We start from the raw sequence: 16,448 nt of genomic DNA on the forward strand, positions 1-16,448 counted from the left end.
AAGTTCCGCGTGGCCTCGACCCCGCGGTTCCTGGACCGGCAGAGCGGTGAGTGGAAGGACGGCGAAGCCCTCTTCCTCACCTGCAACGTCTGGCGGCAGATGGCGGAGAACGTCGCCGAATCCCTCACCAAGGGGATGCGGGTGCTCATCCAGGGCCGGCTGCGGCAGCGGTCCTACGAGACCCAGCAGGGCGAGAAGCGCACGGTCTACGAGATCGAGGTCGACGAAGTCGGCCCCTCGCTGCGCAGCGCGACCGCGAAGGTGACGAAGGCGCAGCGGTCCGGTGGCCAGCAGGGCGGCTACCAGCAGGCTCAGCGCAGCCCCTCCGGCGATGACGCGTGGGCGAGCGACCAGCCCCCGTTCTGATCCATCTGGTGGTCCGCCCCGGGGTAAGCGGGGCGGACCACCTCAACCTTAGGAGAGCTGATGCTTGAGGTGAGGGTGGAGCCCACCCGCTACACCGTGTCCTGCCTACCCGAGGACTTCGAAGGCCGTGATTCGTGGGACCTCACTGTCGAGTTGCGAAGCCCCGGCCAGTGGGCGGTGTGCTGGCGCGGCGAGTGCCTTTCGAAGTCGGGTCGGTGGAGTCGCGAGCGGCAGCCGTCGGCGCGCACTGACCACTGGAAGCGCGTGTACCGCCATGATCTGGACACTGCGCTTGCCCTCGCCCGGAAGTACGCGCCCCGGGTCACCATCAACGGTTACACCCCGGCCGCTGCGCTGGCGCTCGAAGAAGCAGAAGCGGACCAGGAGGTATTCCGTGGTTGAGCGCTGGGACCTCGACAAGCCCCACCGCTGCCCCCGCTGCTGGGCATGCGCGGTCGTCGGCCGACCCAGGTTCCGGTCGCTGCGGGTGTACACCTGCTGCCGCTGCGGTACCCGGTTCGCCCGCTGGCCCCGGCTGGCCCGGGTGCTGATCTGGTCGCCGCTGCTGTGCGGTGAGCACACCGAGGTGGAGACCCCGATGGGGCACCGTCACGCAGCGATCCGGGACATGCTCGCTGGGCGGGTCACCGTCTCAGAACTCGCCGCAGCACAGGGCATCAGGGCGCCGCAGGACGTTGCGGACCTGCAAACGAAGGACCCGCTCACACCCGCCGAGACGGCGGCGTTCTTCACCGAGATTCGACGGGAGCCTGACCATGGACCTACGTGACCGGATCGCGGCGGCGCTGGCCGAGCACTACACCAGCACCCACCGCTACGTCCCCGACCCCCAACGGCCGGGCCGGTCGATCGCGGTCGAGGCCGACATCGAGTACCGCGTCCAGCAGGACGTGATGAAGGTCTACGACGACCCCGACGGCGGCCGGAGCATCGCCGCGCCTACCTGCCTGGAGGTCGCCGACGTTGTGATGGGGGTCCTGGGGGATTTCACGGAGGAGCACAGGGCTCTCCGTGGGCGTGCCGTGGGCTCGGTCGCCGCCCTGTGGGCTCGTATCCGTGAACTGGAGGCCCAGGTGCGGGCCCGTGACGAGCACATTGCCGCGAAGAGCCTGGAACTGTCGTCGTCGGTGTGGGTGTCCCCGGACCGGCTCGCCGGCCAGCCGTGTGTGGGCGGTACCCGAGTCCCGACCGGGACCGTGTCGGGGCTCGTCCCGGATGTGGGGGAGGAGGGTGTCGCGGAGTTCTACCCGTCGGTGACCCCGGCGGGTGCTCGCGCCGCCGTTTGGTTCGAGGAGACCTTCACCGCTCGGGTGGTGATGCCCGATCCGGACCGTGAGCCGATCCCGATCGCGGAGATCGCTGGGATTGCGTCGTGGTGGACCGATGGTGAGGACCCCACCGAGTGGGTGCGCAAGCAGCGCACCCGAGGCGCCGAGGGAGGCTCAGATGTGTGACCAGGCTCGTTGTCCGGACTGTTTCAAGGTCATCAAGCTCAAGAACAGTGAGATCGGACGTCATGGCCCACGCCCACGGGGCTGCCCAGGGACCGGGTTTCAGGTTTCGGCATGGACTGTTGTGCTCGTTAACGACGTCCCGACCTACATTGATCCGCTTCCGTGGGAGAGGTCCCTGTTGGATATGGCTCGTCAGCTCGGCAGTACCGGTCCGATCCACGACTTGTCAGATCTGCGTGATCGCCACAACCAGGTTGCCGGGTGGTGACGATGACTCCGCAGCGTGTGCAGCGCAAGCGCGTCAAGGGGTGGCGGCTGCCAGCAGGCGCGGTGATCGTGGACCGCACCTCGAAGTGGGGCAACCCCTTCACCGTCGCCGACGCCATCAAGGCCGGCCACACCGACCCGCAGCGTGCCTGCGTCAGCAACTTCGAGGCATGGATCGACGGCGACCCCACCTACCCGGACACCTACACAGTCGGCGCGCGGGTCTTCGATCGGCGATGGATGCGCGCCCATCTCCATGAGTTGCGAGGCAAGGACCTCTGCTGCCCCTGCGGTATCGGGGAGCCTTGCCATGGTGATTCTCTTATCCGGCGCGTTACCTTGCTGATCGCCGCCGGGGGTGCGTCTTGATCGCCATCAGCGCGGCGTTGCTGGGCGCGGTGGTGGTCGGCTACCTCGCCGGCCGCCACCGGCCCGTGCACCGCGCCCGGGAGTGGGTGCGCTTACTGCTTGCCCTGGGGCCGCGTGACGGCCGGTGGACGCACCTGCGCGTGCTGGCGGCGTTCGCGGTCCTGCCCGAGGTGGCGTGGCTGGCGTGGCGGATCCATCGGCGACGGCATCCGACAGGGCGCCGGGTCTCCGCCGAGCCGATTCAGGTCGTGTCGCCGAGGCGACCGGCACCGAAACTCAACCCCGAATGGGTGGAGAAGACCAAGGAGACCGACGATGCCTAACCCCCGCACCACAACCACGATCAGTGTCTACGCCGAAGCCGATGTCGAGCCGAACCGGATGAACCTCATCGGCACTTTCACCCTGAACCTCATCGATAATCCTGACGAGTTCGAGCAGCGGTTCCAGGACGGTCTACGAAGTGTGGTCGAGGGGTATGCGGAGCGATCCAATGGCTGACCAGGACACGGAGCCGTACACCGCGCTCACCTACGCCGATCTGCTGGCCGACCGCGACCACTGGCGGGACCGCGCCCAGACCGCAGAAAAGCGGGTCGCCGACATCTGGCGCGGCATCCAGAGCGAGATCGATGACCTCGACTACGACGGGCGGATGCGGCGCATTCAGGACGACCCCGACGCACAAGGCGACCCCGGGATCGCGGGCAATGCCTATTGGCGGGCGTACTGCAGGCTGAGCGCTTTCCGGATCGCCATGCAGTACATCACCGGGAAGGACGACTGACATGGGCCAGCGGCTCACCGAAGAACAGCGGGACGACCTCATCGACCAGCTCCCCGACGGCATGACCCTCTGGGGGGACGACAGCGAGATCGCCGCTGACTGGTTCACACCCTACGACTACGAGAAGTGGCTGGAAATCCTGGGGCATCCCCGTGCACATCCGGGCTGCTGCAAGACCTGCGGCTGCGCTACCACCTGCGTCCTCGGCACGTTCTATGACGCGGTGGTGTCGTCGGTGGTTCGGGAGTTGGACAAGCTCGGAGCGATCCAGGTGCCGACCGGGAAGGACGACTGAACGAACAACCCAACCCTTCGGGACGCACAACGGCATTGAGGAGCGGCGGCCACACCGGTCGCTGCTCCTTCGCATGTCAGGCGAACAAATTGACGCCACGGACGCAAGACCACTTTGCCGCCACATCATCACCTAGGAGGCTCCACATGTCCCACGTCCACGTGCACCGTCCCATCACCGGCCGCATCCACCTCGACATGCCCTATCACCCAAGGAACCGGGACTGGCTCAAGTCCGTCCTCGGAGCCCACAGCCGACCCGCATGGAACAGGCCAGCGCGTCGGTGGGAGATCGCCCGCCCACACCTCCGCACCCTCGTCGAAGCCCTCGCCCACAAGTTCGGGTCTGTCGACGTCATCGTCGATGTCCGAGCCACCCGCCACTGCGACACCCGCTGCCAGGAAGCGACCGGCGATGAATGCACCTGCCGGTGCCTGGGCGACAACCACGGCGGGGCGGCCTACCGAAAGGCGTGGCTGCTGGTCGGAGACACCACACTGGTCGCGGCCGATGGAAGTGTGCGCCGGCGTTTCCGCGTCGAATCCACCTGACCCGCTGACCGCTGTCACAGGGAGCCTGTAGAACCGGGGGAGGACCCCGTCTTCCCCCGGGAGGCCCTGTGTGTGACCCGCATGCCGAAGAAATCGGCGCGCGCATCTCAGAACTCCTAGACGAGGGCTGGGACCTCAACCTCGAAACCCTCAACGGGCGCCTGACCGTCCACCTCAGGCAGCACCCGCACACGTACACCGTCACCACCGGGCGCCATGACACCCTTCTCACGCAGCTCCGGAACCTTCGTGCATGGGTGAGTGAGCACGAGCGCCAACGCCTCCAGGAGGCGAAAGAGGCGTACCTGAAGGTTCTTGAACGATGGGGCCCGTTCTGATGGCCGCCATCGACAGCCTGATCACCACCGTCTTGATTCCCGCCGCTGTCGCGGTCTGCACCACACTTCTAGTGGAGTACTTCGCGAAGCCCTGGTTGGAGGCACGCAAGGAGCGCATCTTGGAGGCGCACCGCGCCCGGCGGGAAGCCGCCGCCGTAGGCCGCCGCATCTACTTCGACCTCGGCAGGTTGGAGGACCCTGTCCCCGAGGACATGCCAGAGCCGAACCGGACCACGCTCGTAAACGAGGTCAAAGCCAAACGCGAATCGATCCTGGCTGACAGCCGAGAACTCGAACGCATGCTGCCCCGCATCGGCGGCGTCAACGCGCTCACGCTGCTCATCGCGGCGAGAGTGATCGGGACAGTGCAAGGCACAGCGCTTTCCGATGCCTCAGACGCAAAGGTCGCCGAAGTGCGGGGGGCGGTGGGACCCCTGTTCGACTTGCTGGAGTTGGGGTGGTGGCGCCCAGGGTGGTGGCGCGCGTATTTCCGAGTGTGTGAAGCGCTGGGCATCGAGCCGCGGCTTGGTGCGCGCTTGGTCGAATTCCAGCAGGCGTCGAAGCCGCCAAAGCGGTAACGCGGCAACTAGGCGATGCGTTCGACAGCCCAGGGTCCCCTGTGGGGTTCGCCAGCCGTTGGTGCACCTCGGACTGACCGCTTGCGCGCCCCAAGCCGACCTCCAGGGTAGCCTTCGGGGCCACACTTCGAGTAAGGCTGCATGTAGCAACGTCTGCCCAGGTAGAAGACCTGGGCCAGTGAATCACTGGCCCAGATCTACAGACCGACGTTGCGCATGGCATTCTCCCGCCACCGGTCCACCGCCCGGATGTACCCCAACACCACAGGAGACTTCGGGTCCCACCTACCGTGTCGCGCGATCACCGACACCGGGACACCCGCCGCGTAGGCCACCGTGGCGCCACCCGCCCGCAGGCTGTGCGCGGTGTACCGGTCGGCCGACGGCACACCCGCCGCGACAGCGAGGCGCCGCACGGTCCGATTCACCGCCTCACCACCAAGACCGTCACCGATCCGCCCATGCCGGTCCACACTCCGCAGCAACCGCCCCGACGTGATGCCGGCCGCGGCGAGCAGGTTGATCCAGTCCCGCCACGCCTGCACGGGGTCAGTGAGCGGGTGGCTGCCGCGGGGGATGGCGGCGGTCTCGCCCTTGGAGTCCTTGTCCGTCTTCGACGTGCGGATGTGGACATCGAGCCCTTCCGCGGCGAGCGTCACGTCATCGAAGGTGAGCGCGACCAGCTCCGAGCGGCGCCCCATGAGGGCGAGGCCGAGGACGAGTAGGAGCCGGTCGCGGACGCCGATGGTGGTGGTCTGGTCGCAGGCGCCGACCATGGCGCGGAGGGCGTCGATGGTGACGGGCGCGGACTGCTTCTGGTTGCGTTGGCCGTTCTCGGCGCGGGTCCGGCGGTAGCCGCGCAGGACCCTCAATGCGGGTGCGCTGTCGGGGTGGCCTTTGAGTCCGGCGGTGGTGTGGGCGCTGCGGATGGTGGCGATGGCCTGTTCGATGGTGGCAGGGGAGCGGTTGAGGTCGCACAGGTGGCTGGTGTACTCGGCGAGGGTCTGCGCGGTGGCGGGTAGGTCGACGCGTCCCTGCTCGGCGCACCACTTCCCGAAGGCTTCCCACTGGCGGCTGTACGCCTTGCGGGTGTTGTCGCGGACGCCGTCGAAGAGGCGGGCGCGGGTGGACTCGGAGACGACGAAGTCGACTTCGGTGTGCTCGGGGAGCGCGGGGGGTTCGGTCGGGCTGGGTTCGAGGGCGGCTTCGTCGTTCACTGGTCCTCCCACCAGCCACGCCGCTGCCACGCCGCGTCGAGCCGTTCCTGGTCGTCCATCACGCACCCGTGGATGCCGCCCGCACGGAGGGCTTCGAACCGGCCGGCCACCCACACCTGGTCGGGTGCGTGCAAGGCAAGGTCTGCCCACGCTTCGGGGCCCAGACGCATCGGGTCGCGGCGGTCGCCGCAGTCGCACGGGCAGTCGGGGATGGGGTCGCGGAGGATGTCGACGCCGTGGCATCGGTGGTGCCAGTGGCGGGCGCACGCTTCGCAGGCGTCTCGGGGGATGACGAACTTCGTCACCCAGGCGGGGGCCGAGCGGGTGACCGATACGGGTTCGGGGGCCGGTCGTATGGCGGGGGCGCGCTTCGGCCGGGGATTCGCGCTCCGGTGGATGCGGCGTCGGGCCGACAGTTCGTCTTCGGTCATGATCGAACCCCCCGATTCTGGAGTGACATAAGTCAGCTTATCCGACTCCAGGCTTGGTGGGTGACCATAGACGGTCAATAGACAAAACCGCCTCGCCTTGAAGACCGGTGCGGCGTAGCCTGCGAGATCCACAAACGGAGAGACGGAGAGGACGCCCATGCCGAAGCCCGCAACGACCTCCTACGCCGAGGCACTGCTCGCCGAACTAACCACGATTGAGGCGACATACCAGGACATCATCGAAGCTCAAAATTCTCAACATCGATCCCAACCGCGGTCAAGACTTCGCCTTGGTCATCGGCTTCCCGGAGTGGGGTTGGGCGCCAAGCGACGACAAGCTAGAAGCCGACCGGATGAGGCTTCTCGCCCGAGTCCGAGACTGGGAAACCCGGTTCCGACTGCTGTTCCCGCTTGCGACGCCGGCGGTGAGCAAGCGCCTTGACGAACGACTGGACCGCCTGAACAGATGGCTCTTCCGGGAAGGCGGGGACATGAGCATCCCTCCGACCATCGTCGCAGCGGCCTCAGAGATTCGGAAGGACATGGAGGATCTCCGTAGTCTGGTGGGCCTTCTCCCCGACGACGAGTACAGCGTTCGGCTCCTCGTCGACACCAACACCCTGATCGACAAGCCGGACGTGGGCGTCTACACGGGCGAGATCGGCAAGAAGTACATGGTTCACTTCCTGCCTGTGGTGCTGCGTGAGATCGACGACCTCAAGCGTGGTGGCAGGAACCAGGATCTTCGCGATGCGGCCCGGAAGGCTGACCGCTATCTGAAGGGTCTACGAACCAACGGAGACATTCGGGCCGGGGTGAGGGTCGCTGGCGACGTGTATGCGCTGTTCGAGCACATCGAGCCGAAGAGTGATCTGCTGCCGACGTGGCTGGACCTCACGGTGCCAGATGACCGGTTCGTGGCGTCGAGCCTGCTCTTGCAGTCTGGCCACCCGGGGTCGACTGTGTATGTGGCGACGAGCGACATCAATTTGCAGACCAAGTTGGCCGCAGTCGGTCTGCCGTTCGTCGAGCCGTAGGCACATGACGAAGGGCACCCGATCGGGGTGTCCTTCTGTCTGCGAGTGATCCCATATGGCCATCCTCGATTTCGCAAAGTCAACCGACACTGAGCACAGTGGCGTTACGGTGCTCGCCATGAGCCCTGAAGTAGGCCCGCCTGTGCGTCGCACTCGCGAGGAGGTCGTCGCCGCTTTAGCGGCGACCTTGCGAGCAGGTCGTATCCGACGCGACTCGCTGCCACCTGAAGAAGCGGCCCGTGAGGCATGGAGGCCGGGTGGTCCGTCGATTGAGGAGATCACGGCGGTAATCATTCGGCATCGCGAGGAAGCGCGCGCTGAACTTAACCGAGACGGCCAAGACGGTTGACTGTTGGGGCTGGGTTCTCCGCCCCGGGCCGGCTGCGGGGGACCGGCCCGAGACGCAACCTCAGCGAGGACGTGTGGGCGTCAAGGGCGGATCGGGGTGATTCCCATCGCCAACTCGGCGCAGTACAGGGCGTACTTCTTGGTGTAGTCAACATGGCCCGCAGCCATCGACTCCAGCCGCATTACATCCCGGACACTCGCCAGCGGTAGCCCGCGCTCGGTGCGCTCGTTGTTGAGCAGTCGCAGCATGGTCTCCGCTTCGAACCACACCCACCCTGGCTCGGTGCGGCCGTGGCGAGTTTCGAGATCAGGTCGTTCATCGCGGCGCGTCGCGACTTCTGTAAGGGAGCCCTCGAATCCATTGAGAAGGTCCATGAGACGCTGCTGTTGTATACCGGTGATTGTCATCAACTTCTCCTATTCGGTCCTGGTGCGTGCCTGTGAGTAGGCGCCGTGCGGGTATGGCACGGACCTTGAAGTTGTGCGGGACCCGGCCCGAGACGCAACCTCAGCCCTTTCGGGAAAGCACCTCGAAGCCGAGCAGAGCGGTCCGCCAAGGGCGAACCTCGTATCGCTCCCGGAGCACCGCCTCCAGCCGTTCCCGCTTGAACTCGGGGACGCGAGGGCCTACGCGCACCACCACCACGTCGCCGCCCTGCTCAACGCGGAAGTGGTAGAGGAGGTCGCGGTCGTTCTGGGGGCGCCTGAACCCGTTCTCCCGCAGGTATCGGCTGACGGCGGCGGCGGTCGGCTTGCGGGACATGGCGGGTCTCCTGTTCATGTGTCCTGGATGAGGCTGTAGCCGCTGCGGCGAGGCTTCCCATCCGTGTGCAGCTGGGAGAGCGCGACCATGCGGGTGCGCTTCGCTCCGTTGACGTTCTCCACCTCGGCGGACGGCCCACGGGCCGATCCCGGGTACACGGCGAGCACGCGGATCTGGGGTCCGCCGCCCGGGTGGCTGGACTTGTAGGTCTGGCCGGGCTCAATGGTCATCGGTCCTGCCCCTCCCGATCTGCCTTCTCGGCGAGGCGCACCAACATGGCAGCTTCGCCGCCGCCGCAAGGAACCCAGCCGCCCCGGGGGCCGTAGGCGAGAGGGGTGCCCGCTCCCGGCTCGGGATACAGGATCGAACCGAGGAAGCCACCGTCGGACGGTTCGTCGCCCCGGTACAGGAAGGTGCGAAGATTGCCGTGCGGGTCCAGTCCGGTGGCGATGATGCACCCGTCTGGGGTGTTGGAGTCGCGGCCGGACCAGCGGATGTCGATGTCGACGAGTCGGAACATCATTCCTCCACAACCTCCGGCGAGGTCCCGGGCACGTAGGCGTCAGCCCGTCGTCGGAGTTCGGCTGCGCGCTCCAGCATGAGCCGCTCGTGTTCTGTTCGCGGACCAGCTGCAAGAGGGGGCACCCGATCCTCCAGCTCCGTGGCCGCTGCCAGCAGAAGTTCCCGTTCCTGGCTGCTCACAAGGTCACCTCCACATAGTCGTCGGCCTCCACCTCGACACTGATATTGGTCGGGACAGTCAGGTAGACGTGGTACGTCGCCATCTCTACTCCTTGATCGGTGCCTGGTGTTCCGCCCCGCCCCGGGGAGCCCCGAGACGAGACGCAGCATCAGGCCACGTCGAACAACGGCAACTGGGCATGGTGCACCTCGTGGACCTTCCCTGGAGTCGCCTCTCCTGGCACTGACCAGTCGATGACCGAAGGCGGGGCGAGCGGCCACGGCGCGGGCGCCTCGGCGGCGCACCACGCCTCATACACCGCCGCGTACTCCGACGACGCCAGCTGGGCGCGCAGCGCGGTATCCATGCGGGCGATCAGCGTGGCGTTGTCGGTGGCGAACCCCCATACATGGGAGAGCCCGCAGAAATTGCCGTGGTACCGGACCTGCTGGTCTGCGACGAACCGCAGGGTCCCGTAGTGCACGAACCGCGGCTCGATGGTCAGATCCGTAGGGGCGACCTGCTCCATCCACGACGGCGCGGAGGACGGTAGGCGCCGGTCTAAGAGAACGAGCAGGTCGTCAAGATCGCCCCACCCGATCCAGTGGATCGTGGTTCCCACGGTTTCACGCCTCCCGCAACTCGGCGACCGCCACCACGTCCCGGAAGCCGTTGTAGGCGTGGATCTCGGCGTACTGACCGTCATCCAGCACCTCGATCACTCGCGCGTCGAAGTAGATGCCCTGGCGGTTGTTGTGCGGCGTCCAGATGACCTGCTGGCCGGGCTTGATGTCGATCATGTTCGTCTCCTTGCGTCGGTATGGTGTTCCGTTCCGGTCCGGTCTCGCACCGGGCCGGAACGCAGCATCAGGCCGACCCGCGGACGGTGCGCTCAGTGCGGAGAAGCGCCTGCGCCACCTTGTTGTTGCCGATCTCGTGCGCTGCCATGTCTTCGGTGACCTTGATCATCAGCGGTTCTCCTGTTCGGGATGCGGGGTTCTGGTGTTCCGTCCTGGGCCGGTACGAGACCGGCACAGGCGCAACATCAGGACCTAGGGCTGCTCACCGCGCGCAATCCGCGCACCGGCCAGCATCGTCTCCCGGATCGCGAAGTTCTCCACCCGGCTCCGCTTCACATGAGCCTCGATCTCCTGGGCCACCTGCTCACGAACGCGCTGCTCGAAGTCGCCCAGCACCTCCATGACCCTGTCGGCGTCCCGCAACGCACCCTCGGGCAGATCGCCCGACCGGTCACGCGTCGGGGGCAGCGCCTCAGCGATCCGCTTCCGCAAGTCCTTGTCCATATCTCGGTGTCTCCTCTGGCTAGGCCGCGAGCGGCTGGCTGATCATGCTGGTGGGTTCCTGTCCTAGATAGGGTGGGGACAGGAACCCCGCCGAATAGCCCTCGGCGGGGTTCCGCTGTGGGCTCAGTCAAGCGGAAGGCGCATGTCCCAAGCGCGACCCGGAAGCCTGCGGAGCCAGACGGACAGCTGCTGCGCGGCCGCGTCGGAATCAACGTCGCGCAACACTTTTTCCTCCTCGATCGTTTCGGCCCAGAATTCGATCAGGTCGCCTGCCTTGGCAAGCAGCGCTTGCGCCAAGGCGGCCTTCTGTTCGCGGGTGAGGTTCTGCATTTCGTGGCTCCTGGTCCGTGCTGGTGGGGTTCCGTTGTGTGTCAGATGTAGGTGATGCTGTCGGCCAGGTTCATGCGGCGATGGTTTGAGCGGTGACGCTCGGAACGGCGATCGGGGGGCGGACCAGAGTCAGGACTGGACGCGCCCCAGCGGAGGCGACGATCCGCACCGCCGCGATGTGCCAACAACGAACACCGCGCAGACCCGCCGGGCACGAGCAGTGCTCCACAGTCGCGAGGTGGACGTGCGCCCCGTCCGAGGACACGACCTGGTGGACACGGCCCCGCAGAAGCAGCACCGCGCCATCTGCGACCGCCTCACGAGCACTGTCGACCTGGCTGGACTTGAAGCCGTCCAGATCGGCCACCACAGCGGCCCGGCGGATCAGCGAAGCGCACCCCTTGCCGTAGCCCCGGGCGATGCTGGCGGCGCTGGTCAGCGGCCGGCCACAGCGAAGGCACCGGGGGGTGCTTGCCGGGGTGGTTGTCATCGGGGGTCCTCTCGCGGGTTCGGTTCACCAGCCGGTACAACTTGCTGGTGCATATGCACCACTGTAGCATGGTGCATATGCACCGCAACCCTGCGAGCCAAGAAAATGCATATGCACCGCGTACCATGAAGCGTGTGCCCAACAAGCCCAAGACACCCAACCGAGTGATCCGTGTGGACGACGACCTGTGGGAGGACTACGGCCGCGCCTGCGACGACGACGGCGTCATCCGGTCAGACGACCTCCGCGCACACATGCGCCGGAAGGTCCGAGCATGGAAGCGTAAGAACGAGCAGCGGACAGGGCAGGAGTCCAGCGATGGGGCGTGAAGTGCGGCGCGTGCCGCTCGACTTCGACTGGCCGCTCGGCAAGGTATGGGAAGGCTTCCTTCTGCCCGAGCGTCTGCGCGAGGAGCCCTGCCCTGACTGCGAGTCCGGGTACTCTCCGCACGCCGAGCACCTGTTCAACCTCTGGTGGGGCCACCTCCCGTTCACCCCGGAGAGCAACGGGTCCACATCCCTGCGATCCGACACCCCAGCAGTACGAGCGGTCGCCGAACGCAACGTCGCCCACGCACCGGCCTACTACGGCGCTGGCGAGGACGCCATCGCCCGTGAGGCCCAACGGCTGGCGAACCTATGGAATGGCATGTGGTGCTACCACCTGAACCAGGACGACGTCGACGCGCTGGTCGCCGCCGACCGACTGTGGGACCTCACCCGAACCTGCCGCCCAGGTGAGGGCTGGAAGAAGACCGACCCTCCGGTGGTACCGACCGCCGAGCAGGTCAACGAATGGTCCCTGCGCGGCTTCGGTCACGACGCCATCAACTCGGGTGTCGTGATCAGCGCCCGTTGCGAGCGTGAGGGCGTCGACGCCACCTGCGCCACATGTAAGGGGCACGCGACGATCCAGTCCTACCCCGGGCAGCGCGCCGACGCTGAGGCGTGGGAACCTACCGAGCCGCCAAAGGGGGCAGGCTGGCAGCTCTGGGAGACCGTGTCCGAAGGGTCCCCGGTCAGCCCCGTCGCCGCTTCGGCTGATGCGCTCGCCGAGTGGATGTCGAATCCGGAGCGCGGCCGGGACTGGGTGCCTGCCGAAACCGCCCGCCAGTTCGTAGAACGAGGCTGGGCGCCGTCCGGGGTGTTCTCGGCGCAGACCGGGCTCGTCTCCGGCGTCGAATACGTCGGATGGGCCGAGAGCGAGCGACGTGACCGATCCTGATCAACACGTACCAGGGTCCTGTTGGCCAGGGCGTGTCCATTCAACCAAGGAGAGAAGCAGCATGTCTGACAACGAACAGATCAAGACGACGGCTCAGCAGCGTGCCTATGAAGAATCGCTCACCTGCCCTGAGTGTTCGACGTCGAGCCCTCGCGTCGAATGGGTGTCTGTCGATGCGTTCAGGGTCGGCCGCTCCTACGTCCCCGGGTTCGCTAACTGCACCAACCCTGATTGTGGGTACCGGTGGCCCGGCCGGAAGAGTTGATCACTGCCGAGTCGTAACAGAATGAATATGCCCCACCTCGCATAGTGCGAGGTGGGGATTTTTTTGAATCCACTGTCCGTAACTCCCGGTTTCCGCGATTCCGCGACATACCCTGCGATCGAACACACGTTCACACCCGCCCCACCAGGGCGAACGCAGGGGGAACCCGTGACCCAACCACCAGAACAGCGGCCCGACCTCCTGGCCGGCGCCGACGAACTCCCAGACGAACCCAACCCGGACGACGTCGACGAGTTCGACCCCGACCCCATCGACGCAGAGCGGTGGCGCGAGGTCACCGAGGGCGAACTCGACCCCGACGACGACTACGTCGAGGGGGTGGACCGGCGATGAGGCTCGAACGCCGCTCTTCCTTCGGTTGGGGGCCGTCCGGCGGCGGCTACGCCAACCCCCGCAACGGACTCGTAGTCCACTACGACGGCTCGAACCAGGGGCTCGCGGGGCGCAGCCACAGCGCGTGCCGCGCGTACTGGATCAACACTCGGAAGTTTCACGTCAACACCCGCGACTGGTCTGACATCGGGTATTCGTGGGGAGTCTGCCCGCACAACTACGTGCTCGAAGGGCGGGGGCTGAACCGGGCGCAGGCCGCACAGCCCGGCGGCAACACCACCTGGTACAGCGTCACGTTCATGTGCGGCCCCAACGAGCGCCCCACCGATGGCCAGATCACCGCGTTCCGGCAGCTGCGTGCCTACCTGATGGGCCGCGGCGTGGCTGGAGCGGTCTCCTACCACGGCCGGTTCATCCCCACCTCGTGCCCCGGAGCGATCCTCCGCGGCATGGTGACCAGCGGCGACCTCATCAACGGGTCGGCCGGCGGCTCCACTCCCGCGCGCCCGCGTCCCCTCGGCCGGCAGCACGCCTCCGGCACCCTCGTCGGCGGCCCCGCGAACGCCGCGGTCGTGCCCTACGGCAGCCCGGTCCTGAAGCGTGGCGCGGTGGCGGCGAACGTCGCCGCCGCCCAGGACGCCATCGTCCGCGCCTACGGCGCCGAGTCCGCTGACTGCCGCATCGAGGTCGACGGACACTTCGGCACAGCCACCGAACGGGCCGTCACCTACGCCAACCGCAAGCTCAAGACCAAGCATGGCGGGGTGTGGAACCGCGGCACCCACCAGGGGCTCCGGGCAGTCCTCGGTGGACCGATGGTCGCGTGGCACGTCGACGAGGACGTTCCGGTGCCCAGTCTCGTCAAGGGCGATACCGGCGAGCGGGTGCGGAACCTCCAGCGGCTGCTGATGCGCGCCGGGTACGACCTGCCTCGCTACGGCGCCGACGGCGACTTCGGGGAGGAGACCCGCGCGGCGGTCCTCGCCCTGAACCGGGCCTCCGGCACGACCCATGGCGGTGTGTACGGGCTCGGCACCGCCTACGCGTTGCTGCTCGCCCTGAGGTAGGCCGCGATGGAACCCGAACCAACCTGCCCTCACTGTTCCCGGCCGACCCGTTTATGCAGGTGCTGGTCATGATCCGGGCCCGTGGTCGTCACCACTCTGATCATCTCTACGACGAGGAGAACCCCATGAACGTCAAGCCGATCTTCGGTCGCTACCCCGTGTTCTGGGTCGAGTTCGTCGGCGCGCTGCTCGCCGTCGTCACCGTCTACGGCCTCGACATCTCCGGCAACCAGAATGAGGCGATCCTCGCCGCTGTGTCCGCGATCCTCACCGCTGTCGCGTCGGTCGGTGTGGCCCGGGACCGGTTCCTTGTGCTGCTTTCGGCGGCGTTCAAGGCGCTGTTCGCGGTGGCGATCGCGTTCGGTGTGGATCTGTCGGCGGAGCAGGTCGCGAACACGCTGGTGTTCCTGAACGCGGTGTTGGCGCTGTTCTTGCCGCCGCAGGTGACGGCGAAGTACGGCCCTGACGGTGAGCGTCGGCCGACCGCGCATCTGACCACGTCCACGCCGTCGTCGACGCACGGCTGACCCCTTGGGTGGTGTGCCCGCACCACACCACCCACCCCCGGAACCGCACCGCCGCACAGGAGGCATGAGACATGTGCAAGTCGCCCACCGATTCCGAGCGGGAGCAGGCGCGTCACATCCGCGCGCTGCTCGAAGCAAGCACGCCCGTCGAACTCGCGGCGCGCCTCATCCAGGCCGAGGCGCGGTTGGACCGCATGAAGCGGGCACAACGCGATGAGGGAGAGCAGCAGAAGAGCACAGCGACCGAGTACCTGAAGTCCCGAATCCGGGACCTGGAGGCCAAGCTCAAGCACGCCGAAGACCTCTCCCACCAGCGACGCGGCGTGGACCATCAGAGCGCTCGCCACCTGCTCAGTGCTCAGGCCGCCACCGAAGGTGATCGCCCCAAGGCGCAGGCGCCTGCTCCGCAGAGCACGACCGTGCGCCAGCAGCGCTGGACCATCCCCGACTTCGCCGCACGCGGCACCACCCTGTGGACCCTGGCCACGGTGACGGCCGAAGCCCGCCGGGTGTACCAGGAATCCCAGGCCCAGGTGGGGGCCGCCCCGGCAGACGACGCGATCACGCTCACCCTCGACGGCTCGGACCTCGTGGTGAGCTTCGAGTCCCACAGCCATGCCCCGGCGGTGGCCCATGGCTGAACGGATTCCGATCGACCACATCCATGACTCGGCCGTCCTCACAGTCGACCTGAGCGACGCGACGGTCCGCGGCATGGAGGTGCGTCTCACCGACGCCACCCGAGCCTTCCTCGTCCGGCTCGGATGGACACCGCCGAGCGGCGTCGCCCTGGTTGTATCCGACTCACCGAAGATGATCCGGGAGACCCTGTGCGTCGCTCAGACCCGGATTGGCAACAGCCCACTGGACCCTGACCGGCGGCGGGAGCACGTGGAGCGCCTCGGTCGGCTGATCGCCGAGTGCGATCGACACCGGCCGCTCGGCGCGGACGGCGCACACGGTGACCTGCACACGCCCACCTGCGGATGCCAGGAGACCGACCATGTTCGCCCGCGCTGACTGCGTGTTCTGCGCAATCGAGGCTGGCGACGCCCCCGCCAAGATCGTGGCCCGCTGGCTCGACGCCATCGCGTTCACACCCCTCAACCCCGTCACCCCCGGCCACACCCTCGTCATCCCGCGCGTCCACGTGCCCGACGCCGTCACCGACCCCGCCGTCACGGCAGCGACCATGCATCGGGCCGCTGGGTTCGCGCACGAGGCGTTCGACCACTGCAACCTGATCACTAGCGTTGGTGAACCAGCCACCCAGACGGTGTTCCATCTGCACATTCATGTTGTTCCGCGAACGGCGGGCGATGGGTTGCTGCTGCCGTGGACGCCGCAGCACGCTGCTCGCTACCTCACCCAGGACTGACCGTG

Annotated in this window: 30 protein-coding genes and 1 pseudogene; 20 read left to right on the top strand and 11 right to left on the bottom strand. The window is 67.0% G+C overall.

What is annotated here, in order from left to right; translation table 11 throughout:
* From ssb to CLV72_RS29715, 11 genes are all read left to right on the top strand, one after another.
* Window positions 1-366, top strand: a 366-nt coding sequence (gene ssb / locus CLV72_RS29660) for a single-stranded DNA-binding protein (RefSeq protein ID WP_106253238.1), incomplete at its 5' end; no start/stop codon positions are given.
* 60 nt (window positions 367-426) lie between these two features.
* A complete protein-coding gene (locus tag CLV72_RS29665) occupies window positions 427-768 on the top strand; it encodes a hypothetical protein (RefSeq protein WP_106253240.1) in 342 nt (113 codons plus the stop codon).
* Window positions 761-1,156 carry a hypothetical protein gene (locus CLV72_RS29670; protein ID WP_106253242.1) on the top strand — a complete coding sequence of 132 codons (396 nt, stop codon included), beginning with the start codon at window positions 761-763 and terminating at the stop codon, window positions 1,154-1,156. The genes CLV72_RS29665 and CLV72_RS29670 overlap by 8 nt, the downstream gene beginning before the upstream one ends.
* On the top strand, window positions 1,143-1,841 hold the full coding sequence (locus CLV72_RS29675) for a DUF433 domain-containing protein (protein WP_106253245.1): 699 nt from the start codon (window positions 1,143-1,145) through the stop codon (window positions 1,839-1,841). The genes CLV72_RS29670 and CLV72_RS29675 overlap by 14 nt, the downstream gene beginning before the upstream one ends.
* Window positions 1,842-2,111: 270 nt before the next feature.
* Window positions 2,112-2,477: a DUF4326 domain-containing protein gene (locus CLV72_RS29680; RefSeq protein ID WP_106253477.1), complete on the top strand. Its 366-nt coding sequence runs from the start codon at window positions 2,112-2,114 to the stop codon at window positions 2,475-2,477.
* Window positions 2,474-2,800, top strand: a complete 327-nt coding sequence (locus CLV72_RS29685; RefSeq protein WP_106253247.1) for a hypothetical protein — start codon at window positions 2,474-2,476, stop codon at window positions 2,798-2,800. The genes CLV72_RS29680 and CLV72_RS29685 overlap by 4 nt, the downstream gene beginning before the upstream one ends.
* Window positions 2,793-2,978, top strand: coding sequence for a hypothetical protein (locus tag CLV72_RS29690; protein WP_106253250.1), 186 nt, complete (start codon window positions 2,793-2,795; stop codon window positions 2,976-2,978). Before CLV72_RS29685 ends, CLV72_RS29690 begins: the two co-directional genes overlap by 8 nt.
* Entirely contained in the window at window positions 2,971-3,264 is a 294-nt protein-coding gene (locus CLV72_RS29695) for a hypothetical protein (protein ID WP_106253253.1), read from the top strand. Before CLV72_RS29690 ends, CLV72_RS29695 begins: the two co-directional genes overlap by 8 nt.
* Window position 3,265: 1 nt before the next feature.
* On the top strand, window positions 3,266-3,559 hold the full coding sequence (locus CLV72_RS29700) for a hypothetical protein (RefSeq protein WP_106253255.1): 294 nt from the start codon (window positions 3,266-3,268) through the stop codon (window positions 3,557-3,559).
* 146 nt (window positions 3,560-3,705) lie between these two features.
* Complete coding sequence (locus CLV72_RS29705; protein ID WP_211303171.1) at window positions 3,706-4,110, top strand: hypothetical protein; 405 nt, start codon at window positions 3,706-3,708, stop codon at window positions 4,108-4,110.
* 337 nt (window positions 4,111-4,447) lie between these two features.
* On the top strand, window positions 4,448-5,026 hold the full coding sequence (locus tag CLV72_RS29715) for a hypothetical protein (RefSeq protein ID WP_146159621.1): 579 nt from the start codon (window positions 4,448-4,450) through the stop codon (window positions 5,024-5,026).
* A gap of 197 nt (window positions 5,027-5,223) precedes the next feature.
* On the opposite strand, the gene CLV72_RS32975 is transcribed toward CLV72_RS29715, so the two are convergent.
* Both CLV72_RS32975 and CLV72_RS29725 read right to left on the bottom strand, forming a co-directional pair.
* Window positions 5,224-6,243, bottom strand: a complete 1,020-nt coding sequence (locus CLV72_RS32975) for a tyrosine-type recombinase/integrase (protein WP_211303172.1) — start codon at window positions 6,241-6,243, stop codon at window positions 5,224-5,226.
* A complete protein-coding gene (locus CLV72_RS29725) occupies window positions 6,240-6,674 on the bottom strand; it encodes a hypothetical protein (protein WP_146159622.1) in 435 nt (144 codons plus the stop codon). The genes CLV72_RS32975 and CLV72_RS29725 overlap by 4 nt, the downstream gene beginning before the upstream one ends.
* A gap of 290 nt (window positions 6,675-6,964) precedes the next feature.
* Between CLV72_RS29725 and CLV72_RS29730 the strand changes: the two genes are divergently transcribed.
* On the top strand, window positions 6,965-7,711 hold the full coding sequence (locus CLV72_RS29730; protein ID WP_211303173.1) for a PIN domain-containing protein: 747 nt from the start codon (window positions 6,965-6,967) through the stop codon (window positions 7,709-7,711).
* 429 nt (window positions 7,712-8,140) lie between these two features.
* Here the strand turns inward: CLV72_RS29730 and CLV72_RS29735 are convergent, their stop codons facing one another.
* From CLV72_RS29735 to CLV72_RS29770, 9 genes are all read right to left on the bottom strand, one after another.
* The gene (locus CLV72_RS29735) at window positions 8,141-8,467 is read right to left on the bottom strand and encodes a hypothetical protein (protein WP_106253264.1); all 327 of its coding nucleotides are present in this window, start codon (window positions 8,465-8,467) and stop codon (window positions 8,141-8,143) included.
* A 100-nt stretch (window positions 8,468-8,567) separates the two neighbouring features.
* A complete protein-coding gene (locus CLV72_RS29740; protein WP_146159623.1) occupies window positions 8,568-8,840 on the bottom strand; it encodes a hypothetical protein in 273 nt (90 codons plus the stop codon).
* A complete protein-coding gene (locus CLV72_RS29745) occupies window positions 8,837-9,052 on the bottom strand; it encodes a hypothetical protein (protein ID WP_106253268.1) in 216 nt (71 codons plus the stop codon). Before CLV72_RS29745 ends, CLV72_RS29740 begins: the two co-directional genes overlap by 4 nt.
* Complete coding sequence (locus tag CLV72_RS29750) at window positions 9,049-9,342, bottom strand: hypothetical protein (RefSeq protein WP_146159624.1); 294 nt, start codon at window positions 9,340-9,342, stop codon at window positions 9,049-9,051. The genes CLV72_RS29745 and CLV72_RS29750 overlap by 4 nt, the downstream gene beginning before the upstream one ends.
* Window positions 9,343-9,673: 331 nt before the next feature.
* Complete coding sequence (locus CLV72_RS29755; protein WP_106253273.1) at window positions 9,674-10,126, bottom strand: hypothetical protein; 453 nt, start codon at window positions 10,124-10,126, stop codon at window positions 9,674-9,676.
* A gap of 4 nt (window positions 10,127-10,130) precedes the next feature.
* Complete coding sequence (locus tag CLV72_RS32505; protein ID WP_170141170.1) at window positions 10,131-10,304, bottom strand: hypothetical protein; 174 nt, start codon at window positions 10,302-10,304, stop codon at window positions 10,131-10,133.
* A gap of 252 nt (window positions 10,305-10,556) precedes the next feature.
* Complete coding sequence (locus tag CLV72_RS29760; RefSeq protein WP_106253275.1) at window positions 10,557-10,808, bottom strand: hypothetical protein; 252 nt, start codon at window positions 10,806-10,808, stop codon at window positions 10,557-10,559.
* Window positions 10,809-10,931: 123 nt separating this feature from the next.
* The gene (locus tag CLV72_RS29765) at window positions 10,932-11,138 is read right to left on the bottom strand and encodes a hypothetical protein (RefSeq protein ID WP_106253278.1); all 207 of its coding nucleotides are present in this window, start codon (window positions 11,136-11,138) and stop codon (window positions 10,932-10,934) included.
* Between the two features lie 70 nt (window positions 11,139-11,208).
* The gene (locus CLV72_RS29770) at window positions 11,209-11,628 is read right to left on the bottom strand and encodes a DUF6011 domain-containing protein (RefSeq protein ID WP_106253280.1); all 420 of its coding nucleotides are present in this window, start codon (window positions 11,626-11,628) and stop codon (window positions 11,209-11,211) included.
* Between the two features lie 134 nt (window positions 11,629-11,762).
* Here CLV72_RS29770 and CLV72_RS31940 point away from each other — a divergent pair, with 134 nt between their 5' ends.
* The 8 genes and pseudogenes from CLV72_RS31940 (at window position 11,763) to CLV72_RS29805 (ending at window position 16,443) form a co-directional block, all read left to right on the top strand.
* Window positions 11,763-11,957: a hypothetical protein gene (locus tag CLV72_RS31940; RefSeq protein WP_146159625.1), complete on the top strand. Its 195-nt coding sequence runs from the start codon at window positions 11,763-11,765 to the stop codon at window positions 11,955-11,957.
* 852 nt (window positions 11,958-12,809) lie between these two features.
* Window positions 12,810-12,842 (top strand): annotated as a pseudogene (locus CLV72_RS34035) (hypothetical protein).
* 443 nt (window positions 12,843-13,285) lie between these two features.
* On the top strand, window positions 13,286-13,471 hold the full coding sequence (locus tag CLV72_RS29780; protein ID WP_106253285.1) for a hypothetical protein: 186 nt from the start codon (window positions 13,286-13,288) through the stop codon (window positions 13,469-13,471).
* Window positions 13,468-14,538 carry a peptidoglycan recognition protein family protein gene (locus CLV72_RS32980; RefSeq protein ID WP_245930527.1) on the top strand — a complete coding sequence of 357 codons (1,071 nt, stop codon included), beginning with the start codon at window positions 13,468-13,470 and terminating at the stop codon, window positions 14,536-14,538. The genes CLV72_RS29780 and CLV72_RS32980 overlap by 4 nt, the downstream gene beginning before the upstream one ends.
* Before the next feature lie 125 nt (window positions 14,539-14,663).
* On the top strand, window positions 14,664-15,065 hold the full coding sequence (locus CLV72_RS29790) for a hypothetical protein (RefSeq protein ID WP_146159626.1): 402 nt from the start codon (window positions 14,664-14,666) through the stop codon (window positions 15,063-15,065).
* A 71-nt stretch (window positions 15,066-15,136) separates the two neighbouring features.
* Entirely contained in the window at window positions 15,137-15,706 is a 570-nt protein-coding gene (locus CLV72_RS29795; protein WP_106253290.1) for a hypothetical protein, read from the top strand.
* Window positions 15,699-16,085, top strand: a complete 387-nt coding sequence (locus CLV72_RS32985) for a hypothetical protein (protein WP_211303174.1) — start codon at window positions 15,699-15,701, stop codon at window positions 16,083-16,085. The genes CLV72_RS29795 and CLV72_RS32985 overlap by 8 nt, the downstream gene beginning before the upstream one ends.
* A complete protein-coding gene (locus CLV72_RS29805; RefSeq protein WP_106253291.1) occupies window positions 16,069-16,443 on the top strand; it encodes an HIT family protein in 375 nt (124 codons plus the stop codon). Before CLV72_RS32985 ends, CLV72_RS29805 begins: the two co-directional genes overlap by 17 nt.
* Window positions 16,444-16,448: the final 5 nt, after the last annotated feature.

Origin of the sequence: Allonocardiopsis opalescens (genome assembly GCF_003002095.1) — a bacterium.
Classification (GTDB): domain Bacteria; phylum Actinomycetota; class Actinomycetes; order Streptosporangiales; family Streptosporangiaceae; genus Allonocardiopsis; species Allonocardiopsis opalescens.